The sequence below is a fragment of the Streptomyces sp. NPDC059142 genome, from assembly GCF_042755665.1.
Classification (GTDB): domain Bacteria; phylum Actinomycetota; class Actinomycetes; order Streptomycetales; family Streptomycetaceae; genus Streptomyces.
In genome coordinates this window covers 54,372-64,219 of sequence record NZ_JBHZDA010000034.1, presented here as the reverse complement: position 1 = coordinate 64,219, position 9,848 = coordinate 54,372, and the positions used below count along the sequence as shown (strand labels likewise).

6 protein-coding genes are annotated in these 9,848 nt (G+C 71.6%); 5 read left to right on the top strand and 1 reads right to left on the bottom strand.

Annotated features, from left to right (window positions below):
- Nucleotides 1-141: 141 nt before the first annotated feature.
- Nucleotides 142-1,254 (bottom strand): LacI family DNA-binding transcriptional regulator, encoded by a 1,113-nt coding sequence (locus ACFXPK_RS15390; protein ID WP_385075478.1) that lies wholly within the window; start codon nt 1,252-1,254, stop codon nt 142-144.
- 393 nt (nt 1,255-1,647) lie between these two features.
- Between ACFXPK_RS15390 and hisC the strand changes: the two genes are divergently transcribed.
- The 5 genes from hisC to ACFXPK_RS15365 all read left to right on the top strand — a co-directional run.
- Nucleotides 1,648-2,727: a histidinol-phosphate transaminase gene (hisC, locus tag ACFXPK_RS15385; RefSeq protein ID WP_384995616.1), complete on the top strand. Its 1,080-nt coding sequence runs from the start codon at nt 1,648-1,650 to the stop codon at nt 2,725-2,727.
- 301 nt (nt 2,728-3,028) lie between these two features.
- Nucleotides 3,029-4,537, top strand: coding sequence for a cytochrome ubiquinol oxidase subunit I (locus ACFXPK_RS15380; protein WP_384995618.1), 1,509 nt, complete (start codon nt 3,029-3,031; stop codon nt 4,535-4,537).
- 14 nt (nt 4,538-4,551) lie between these two features.
- The gene (gene cydB / locus ACFXPK_RS15375) at nt 4,552-5,544 is read left to right on the top strand and encodes a cytochrome d ubiquinol oxidase subunit II (protein ID WP_384995621.1); all 993 of its coding nucleotides are present in this window, start codon (nt 4,552-4,554) and stop codon (nt 5,542-5,544) included.
- A 56-nt stretch (nt 5,545-5,600) separates the two neighbouring features.
- Nucleotides 5,601-9,200, top strand: a complete 3,600-nt coding sequence (cydD, locus tag ACFXPK_RS15370) for a thiol reductant ABC exporter subunit CydD (RefSeq protein ID WP_385075473.1) — start codon at nt 5,601-5,603, stop codon at nt 9,198-9,200.
- Between the two features lie 43 nt (nt 9,201-9,243).
- Nucleotides 9,244-9,848: GAF domain-containing protein (locus tag ACFXPK_RS15365; protein WP_385075470.1), on the top strand; the 605-nt coding region annotated here is incomplete at its 3' end.

The following is a 9,848-nucleotide window of genomic DNA, read 5'->3' as shown; positions in this document are numbered from 1 at the left end:
TTCCCGCGGGGCGGGGCCCGCGGGGGGCCCCAACGGGGTCTCGGCCGGAAACCTCCCGGTCGGCCCGCCGTTTCCGTACGGAACCGGCGGTGCGCGACGGGTACGGGACCGGCGGCGCGTACGCGCCGGGGGCGGCGCCGGTCAGTCGCCCGCCGGGGAGCGGGGCGCGCTGACCGTGGTGCGCGGCGGGCGCCGCTGCGAGGAGGTCCGGATGATCAGTTCGGTCGGTATCACCTGCTCGACCGGCCGGTCGGTCTCGATCCCCTCGATGGCGTCGATGAGGAGCTGGATGACGGCGGTGCCGATCCGGCGCGGCTTCAGCGAGAGCGTGGTGACGGGCGGTTCGGTGGAGGCGTACACCGTGGACTCGCTGCAGCAGACGATCAGCAGGTCCTCGGGGACCCGCAGCCCGTACCGCCGGGCGGCGGCGAGCAGATCGGTGCCGTTGGGGTCGAAGAGGCCGTAGACGGCGTCGGGGCGGTCCGGGCGGGCCAGCAGCCGGTCGGCGGCGACGGCCCCGGCGCACGGGTCGTGGGCCGGGTAGGACTCGTAGACCGGGTCCTGGCCGACGCGTTCGCACCAGCGCAGGTACGCCGTGGTGGAGAGCCGGGTGTAGGTGTCCGTGGTGGTGCCGGTGAGCAGCCCGATACGGCGGGCCCCGGCGTCGGCGAGATGGTCGAGCAGGTCGAGGACGGCCGCCTCGTGGTCGTTGTCGACCCAGGCGGTGACGGGGAGGGTGCCCGCAGGCCGGCCGTCGGAGACGACGGGGAGGCCCTGGCGGACGAGTTCGGCGACGACGGGGTCGTGGTCGGAGGGGTCGATGACCACCGTGCCGTCGAGGGCGACGTTCGCCCAGACGTCGTGGCGGGAGGTGGCGGGGAGGATGACGAGGGCGTAGCCGCGCGCGAGCGCGGCCGAGGTCGCGGCCCTGGCCATCTCGGCGAAGTAGGCGAACTCGGTGAAGGTGAAAGGTTCATCCCCGTACGTGGTCACGGTCAGGCCGATGAGCCCTGACTTACCGGTACGGAGGGTTCGGGCGGCGGCGGACGGCCGGTAGCCGAGGCGCTCCGCTACTTCTCGGACGTGGCTTCGGGTGGCGTCGGGTAAACGGCCCTTGCCGTTGAGCGCGTCGGAGACAGTCGTGATGGAGACACCGGCTGCGGCGGCGACGTCCCGGATGCCCGCCCGACTCTGCCGGCTTCCCCGTCGGCTTGTGTCCGTCCGGCTCACCTGGTGTTTCCCTGCTGCTGTCATGGCGAGCCGATAGTAGGGCTCGGGCGGGCGGTGTGGCCGGTCGCATATGCACCCGGCAGCAGGCACGTTTCTGCAAGCCAGATCAGGGTCAACCTCCTTGGAAGAAGAGGGAGTTAACCGTCACTGCCATGGTCTCCTGTGCAAGGAGCGGTCTGGACCTGTTGAGAGGCCCATGTTTCGAAGAGGTCTCAACTCACCTCTACGAGGGATGCGCGCCACGGCGCGAGCCACCGGCGCACGCCAGGGAGAGAAGTGCTCCCCCCATTTTTTCGCGACGCCCGCAGTACGCGACGGCCGTCCATCCTCATAGGGTGAGCAGGATTGACGGCGCGGGGACGGCCTGGACGGGCCGGACCGAGCGACCGACCGACGAACGGCCGAGGAGGACCCGCGGTGAGCGAGACGAGCCCCAAGCTGCGCGCCGAGCTGGACGGCGTCCCGACGTACAAGCCGGGCAAGCCGGCCGCGGCGGGCGGGCCCGTCGCGTACAAGCTGTCCTCCAACGAGAACCCCTACCCCCCGCTGCCCGGGGTGATGGAGCGGGCGATCTCGGCGGCCGGCGTCTTCAACCGCTACCCCGACATGGCCTGCACCGGGCTGATGAACGAGCTGGCCGACCGGTTCGGCGTGCCCGTCGCGCACCTGGCGACCGGCACCGGTTCCGTGGGCGTCGCCCAGCAGCTTCTCCAGGCCACCGCGGGCCCTGGCGACGAGGTCATCTACGCCTGGCGCTCCTTCGAGGCGTACCCGATCATCACACAGATCTCCGGGGCGACCTCTGTCCAGGTGCCGCTGACGGCGGGGGAGACGCACGATCTGGACGCGATGGCCGAGGCGATCACCGACCGGACCCGGCTGATCTTCGTCTGCAACCCGAACAACCCGACCGGCACGGTGGCACACCGGGCCGAGCTGGAACGATTCCTCGACCGGGTGCCGGGCGATGTGCTGGTGGTGCTGGACGAGGCGTACCGCGAGTTCATCCGGGACGCGTCCGTACCGGACGGGATCGAGCTGTACCGCGACCGCCCGAACGTGGCCGTGCTGCGCACCTTCTCCAAGGCGTACGGGCTCGCGGGACTGCGGATCGGGTTCGCCGTCGCGCACGAGCCGGTCGCCGCCGCGCTGCGGAAGACGGCGGTCCCCTTCGGTGTGAGCCAGATCGCACAGGAGGCGGCGATCGCCTCGCTCCGCGCCGAGGACGAACTGCTGGGGCGCGTGGGCTCGCTGGTCGCCGAGCGCGAGCGGGTGTACGGGGGCCTGGCCGGCCAGGGGTGGACCGTGCCGGTGTCGCAGGCCAACTTCGTCTGGCTGCGGCTGGGGGAGCGCACGCTGGAGTTCGCGGCGGCGTGCGAGGCGGCGGGTGTGGTCGTACGGCCCTTCGCGGGCGAGGGGGTCCGGGTCACGATCGGCGAGCACGAGGCCAACGACCTCTTCCTCCAGGCCGCGGCGGCCTTCCGCAAGGAGCTGTAGGGGGCCGAGGCGTCGATTCGTACGTCCGTTCCAGGGGTGGCCTCGCGGGGTCACCCCTGACGCATGTCCGGACCCGGTGCCGGAGCCGGGTCGCGTGGCTCCGTTCCGGGGGTGCGCGGCCCGGTTCCGGGGGGTGTGCCGGTGAGGGACCCCCCCGCGAAGATCCGGAAGGCTTGTGCGACATAATGCTTGTGAATGTGAACGCGTTCACAAGCTAGTCCGGTTCCAGGTGTTACGACCGGGTCAAACCCGGCGTTACGCCCTCAGTCGCAGGGACAGGCTTGATGTAAGGAGAGAAGACGTGGATCTCGCTCTGGCGCCGGAGACCCTGGCGCGCTGGCAGTTCGGCATCACGACCGTCTACCACTTCCTCTTCGTCCCCCTGACGATCTCGCTCGCCGCGCTGACCGCCGGGCTGCAGACCGCGTGGGTCCGCACGGAGAACCCGAAGTACCTCAGGGCCACCAAGTTCTGGGGCAAGCTCTTTCTGATCAACATCGCGATGGGTGTGGTCACCGGCATCGTGCAGGAGTTCCAGTTCGGGATGAACTGGTCCGACTACTCGCGCTTCGTCGGTGATGTCTTCGGCGCCCCGCTCGCCTTCGAGGCGCTGATCGCCTTCTTCTTCGAGTCCACCTTCATCGGGCTGTGGATCTTCGGCTGGGACAAGCTGCCGAAGAAGATCCATCTGGCCTGCATGTGGATGGTCTCGATCGGCACGATCCTCTCCGCGTACTTCATCCTGGCGGCCAACTCCTGGATGCAGCACCCGGTGGGCTACCGCATCAACAAGGAAGCGGGACGGGCCGAGCTCACCGACTTCTGGCGGGTGCTCACCCAGGACACCGCGCTCACCCAGTTCTTCCACACCCTGACCGCCGCCTTCCTCGTCGGTGGCGCCTTCATGGTCGGCATCGCGGCCTTCCACCTCCTGCGCAAGAAGCACATCCCCGTGATGCGCACCTCGCTGCGCCTCGGCCTGATCACCGTTGTCGTCGCGGGCCTGCTCACCGCCGTCAGCGGCGACACCCTCGGCAAGGTCATGTTCAAGCAGCAGCCGATGAAGATGGCCGCCGCCGAGGCCCTGTGGGACGGCGAGGGGCCCGCACCGTTCTCCGTGTTCGCCTACGGAGACGTCGACAAGGGCCACAACGACGTCGCCATCGAGATCCCCGGCCTTCTCTCCTTCCTCGCCAACAACGACTTCAGCTCCCACGTCCCCGGCATCAACGACGTGAACAAGGCCGAACAGGAGAAGTACGGCCCCGGCGACTACCGGCCGAACATCCCCGTCGCCTACTGGTCCTTCCGCTGGATGATCGGCTTCGGCATGGCGTCCTTCGGCATCGGCCTGCTCGGGCTCTGGCTCACCCGCAAGAAGTTCCTGCTGCCGCCCGCCCTGCGGACCGGCGAGGACGAAGTCCCGAACCTCGTCCTCTTCCGTACCAAGGCGCTCAGCCCCAAGTTCGCCCGGTGGTACTGGATCACCGCCCTCTGGACGCTGCTCTTCCCGCTGATCGCCAACTCCTGGGGCTGGATCTTCACCGAGACGGGCCGCCAGCCCTGGGTGGTGTACGGAGTGCTGCGCACCGCCGACGCCGTCTCCCCCGGTGTCTCCCAGGGCGAGGTGATCGCCTCGATGATCGTCTTCACCCTGCTCTACGCGGCGCTGGCCGTCGTCGAGGTCAAGCTGCTCGTGAAGTACGTGAAGGCCGGACCGCCGGAGCTGACCGAGGACGACCTCAACCCGCCCACCAAGATCGGCGGCGACCATGCGGACGCCGACCGGCCGATGGCCTTCTCGTACTGAGGAGTTGAGGAGCTATGCACCTTCACGACGTCTGGTTCGTGCTGATCGCCGTCCTCTGGACCGGCTACTTCTTCCTCGAAGGGTTCGACTTCGGCATCGGGGTCCTGACCAAGCTGCTGGCCCGCGACCGCAAGGAGCGCCGGGTCCTCATCAACACCATCGGACCCGTCTGGGACGGCAACGAGGTCTGGCTGCTGAGCGCCGCCGGAGCCACCTTCGCGGCCTTCCCCGACTGGTACGCCACGCTCTTCTCCGGCTTCTACCTGCCGTTCCTGCTCATCCTCGTCTGCCTGATCCTGCGCGGGGTCGCCTTCGAGTACCGCTCCAAGCGGCCTGAGGAGAAGTGGCAGCGCAACTGGGAGCACACCATCTTCTGGACCTCCCTGATCCCCTCCCTCATGTGGGGCTTCGTCTTCGGCAACATCGTGCACGGAGTGAAGATCGACGCCGACATGGAGTACGCGGGCAACCTGGCGGATCTGCTGACCCCGTACGCCCTGCTCGGCGCGCTGGTGACGCTGGCCCTCTTCACCTTCCACGGCGCGGTGTTCGCCGCGCTCAAGACGGTGGGGGACATCCGCGTCAGGGCCCGGCGGACGGCGCTCGTCCTCGGGGCCGTCACCGCCGTGCTGGCCCTCGGCTTCCTGGCCTGGACCCAGGCCGACAACGGTGACGGGGCGAGCCTGGTCGCGGCGATCGTCGCCGTGGCCGCGCTGCTGGTCGCGATCGGGGCGGTCGCGGCGGGACGGGAGGGCTGGTCCTTCGTCTTCTCCGGGGTGACCGTCGTCGCGGTGGTCGCGATGCTCTTCCTGACACTGTTCCCGAACGTCATGCCCTCCTCGCTGAACGAGGCGTGGAACCTGACGGTGACGAACGCCTCCTCCACCCCGTACACCCTGACGATCATGACCTGGTGCGCGGGGATCGCGACCCCTGTCGTGCTGCTCTACCAGGGCTGGACGTACTGGGTGTTCCGCAAGCGGATCGGCACGCAGCACATCGCGTAGCGGGTCCGGACGCGGCAGTACTCGTAGGTCGTCAGCGGTAGGAAGGGGTGTTTCACGTGAAACCAATCGATCCACGTCTGCTCCGGTACGCCCGCGCCACCCGTCTCTTCCTGGTGGCCGTGGTGGCGCTCGGGGTGACGGGAGCGGCGCTGGTGATCGCCCAGGCGATGCTGATCGCCGAAATGGTGGTCGGCGCGTTCCAGCGTGGGTACGACGGCTCCGACCTGCGTACTCCCCTGCTGCTGCTCGCCGCGGTCGCCGTCGGACGCGGCCTGGTCTCCTGGCTGACGGAGCTGGCCGCGCACCGGGCGAGCGCGGCGGTCAAGTCCGAACTGCGCGGACGGCTGCTGGAACGGGCGGCCGAGCTGGGACCCGGCCGGCTCGGCGGCCGGCACACCGGTTCGCTGGTCGCGCTGGCGACGCGGGGGATCGACGCGCTGGACGACTACTTCGCCCGCTATCTGCCGCAGCTCGGACTCGCGGTGGTGGTGCCCGTAGCCGTGCTCGCCCGGATCGTCACCGAGGACTGGATCTCGGCCGCGGTCATCGTGGTGACCCTGCCGCTCATCCCGATGTTCATGATCCTTATCGGCTGGGCCACCCAGTCCAGGATGGACCGGCAGTGGCGGCTGCTGTCCAGGCTGTCCGGTCACTTCCTGGACGTGGTCGCCGGGCTGCCGACCCTCAAGGTCTTCGGCCGGGCCAAGGCGCAGGCCGAGGCGATCCGTACGATCACCTCCGAGTACCGCCAGGCCACGCTGCGCACCCTGCGGATCGCCTTCCTGTCTTCGTTCGCGCTGGAACTCCTCTCGACGCTGTCGGTGGCGCTCGTCGCCGTCTCCATCGGAATGCGGCTGGTCCACGGGGACCTCGACCTCTACACCGGGCTGGTCGTCCTCGTGCTCGCGCCCGAGGCGTATCTGCCGATCCGGCAGGTCGGGGCGCAGTACCACGCGGCGGCCGAGGGTCTCTCCGCCGCCGAGGAGATCTTCGCGGTCCTGGAGACGGAGCCCCCGGTACGCGGCACCGGCGCGGTGCCGGCCACGCCCCGGCTGGAGCTGGAGGGGGTGACGGTCCGCCACGAGGGACGTACGGAGCCCTCGCTGGACGCGGTCACCCTGACGGTCGAGCCGGGGGAGACCGTCGCCCTGGTCGGCCCGAGCGGCGTCGGCAAGACCACGCTGCTCCACACGGTGCTCGGCTTCGCCGTACCGGACGAGGGCCGGGTACGGATCGACGGCCGGGACCTCGCCACCCTCGACCCGGAGCGCTGGCACCGGACCATCGCCTGGGTCCCCCAGCAGCCGTACCTCTTCGCCGGGACCATCGCCGAGAACGTACGGCTGGCCCGCCCCGACGCGGACGCCACGGCCCTGGACACCGCGCTGCGCGAGGCGGGCGCGTACGACTTCGTGACGGCGCTCCCCGACGGTACGCAGACCGTGCTCGGCGAGGACGGCGCCGGGCTCTCCGCGGGCCAGCGCCAACGGCTCGCGCTGGCCCGCGCCTTCCTCGCCGACCGGCCGCTGCTGCTCCTGGACGAGCCCACCGCGGCGCTCGACGGGGAGACGGAGGCGGGCATCGTCGAGGCGGTACGGCGGCTGGCGGTGGGCCGTACGGTCCTGCTGGTCGTCCACCGGCCGGCGCTGCTCGCGGTGGCGGACCGGGTGATCGAGCTGCCGGAGCGGCCGGCAGGCGCGCGCCCGGACGCGTTCGACCGTACGGGAACGGTGGCGCAGGTGCGCGCGGGAACGGCGGGGCTCGCAGCGCAGGCGCAGGCGCAGGCGGGGACGGCGGTGGGGACGGCCACCCTGATCACCGTCGCCGACCCGGAGAACGGTGAGGGCACCGCCGGCAGCGGCGCGGTCCCGGCACCCCGGAGCCCGCTCGCGCGGATGCGGGACGCCGCGGGAACGCTGCGCGGACGGTTCGCCCTCGCCCTGGTCCTCGGGAGCTGCGCCCTGGGCTCGGCCGTCGGCCTCATGGCCGTCTCCGGCTGGCTCATCTCGCGCGCCTCCGAGCAGCCCCCGGTGCTCTATCTGATGATCGCGGTCACCGCGACCCGCGCCTTCGGTATCGGCCGGGCCGTGTTCCGGTACGCCGAGCGGCTCGTCTCGCACGACGCCGTGCTCCGGATGCTCGCGGACCTCAGGGTCTCCGTGTACCGGAGGCTGGAGCGCGTCGCGCCCGCCGGGCTGCGCACGGCACGGCGCGGGGATCTGCTCTCCCGGCTCGTCGCGGACGTGGACGAACTCCAGGACTACTGGCTCCGCTGGCTGCTCCCGGCCGGCACCGCGCTGCTCGTCTCCGCGGGCGCCGTCGGCTTCACCGCCTGGCTGCTCCCCGAGGCGGGCGCCGCGCTGGCCGTCGGACTGCTGGCCGCCGGGGTGGGCGTACCGCTGCTGAGCGGTGTGTGCGCCCGCCATACCGAGCGCCACCTCGCACCGGCGCGCGGAGTGCTGGCCACCCGCGTCGTCGACCTGCTCAGGGGCACCGCGGAGCTGACCGTGGCGGGCGCGCTGCGCGACCGGCTGCGCCGGGTACGGGCGGCCGACGACACGCTCACGTCGATCGCCTCGCGCAGCGCCGGTGCCCAGGCGCTGGGCGCCGGGCTCACCGCGCTGATCTGCGGCCTGACCGTGGCCGTCGCCGCGTTCCTGGGGGTGCAGGCCGTGCACGCGGGACGGCTCGCGGGCATCGAACTGGCCGTGATCGTGCTGACCCCGCTCGCCGCGTTCGAGGCCGTCAGCGGGCTGCCGCTCGCCGTGCTCCACCGGCAGCGGGCCCGCCGCAGCGCCGAGCGGGTGTGCGAGGTGCTGGACACGCCCGTTCCCGTACAGGAGCCGGAACGGCCCGCCCCCGCACCCGCGTCGCCGTTCCCGCTGGAGGCGCGCGGGCTGTCCGCGCGCCACACGGGTCAGCACCGGGACGCGCTCACGGGCTTCGACCTGACGCTGACCGCCGGGAAGCGCGTCGCGGTCGTCGGCCCCTCGGGCTCGGGCAAGACCACGCTCGCCCAGGTGCTGCTGCGCTTCCTGGACGCCGACGGGGGGAGCTGCCGCCTCGGCGGTACGGATCTGGCGGCGCTCGACGGCGACACCGTACGGCGCCTCGTCGGGCTCTGCGCCCAGGACGCCCACCTCTTCGACAGCTCCGTACGCGAGAACCTGCGGCTCGCCCGTACCGACGCCGACGAGGACGCGCTGCGTGACGCGTTGCGCCGGGCGCGGGTGCTCGACTGGGTCGACGCGCTGCCCGACGGGCTCGACACCCTCGTCGGCGAGCACGGAGCCCGGCTCTCCGGCGGCCAGCGTCAGCGGCTCGCGCTGGCCCGCGCGCTCCTCGCGGACTTCCCCGTGCTGATCCTGGACGAGCCCGCCGAACACCTCGACCTGGCGACCGCCGACGCGCTGACCGCCGATCTGCTGGCGGCGACCGAGGGGCGCACGACGCTGCTCATCACCCATCGGCTGCGGGGCGTGGACGCCGTCGACGAGGTGATCGTGCTCGACGAGGGACGCACCGTACAGCGCGGTCCGTACGGTGAACTCGCCGCTGCCGAGGGGCCGCTGCGGCGGATGCTGGAGAGGGAACGGGCCGGCGATCTGCTCGGCGCGGCGGCCACGGAACCCGCCGCCGTCCTCACGCGGCGCTGAATCCGACTTTCGGTGTGAAATAGCCCTTACTACTCTCGGACGCATGGAAGAGCCCGAGCCTCCGGACCCGCTGGATCCCCTCGATCCCCTGGAAGCCGCCGGTCTCGCGGCCGGCAGCCTGGAAGGTCTCTCCGCCGAGACCGCCGCGCGGATCCCCCAGCTCCTGGAGGCGATGTGCTCCGTCGGCGCGGGGCGCGGGCTGCATGCCACGCTCGACCGGATCTGCGCGACCGCCGCAGAACTCGTCGGCGCCCGGTACGCCGCGATCGGTGTCGTCGACGAACAGGGCGAGGGCCTCTCCGACTTCGTCACGTACGGGGTGGACGAGGCCACCGCCCGCCGGATCGGGCACCGCCCGGACGGGCGCACCGGACTCCTCGGCGCGCTGGTCCGGAGCCCCGGACCGATCCGGCTCGCGGATCTGACGGCCGACCCGCGCGCGGCCGGATTCCCGCCGGGGCACCCTCCGATGCGTACCTTCCTCGGCGTCCCGGTCCCGGGCCAGGGACCGGGCGAGATCGTCGGCAACTTCTACCTCGCCGACAGGACCGGCGGCGCACCCTCCGAGACAGCCGCCCCGGGGCCCGCCCCCCGGCCCCCGGGGGGGGGGGGGGGGGGGGAGAGACACGGCCCCCCGCGGGGGGGCGG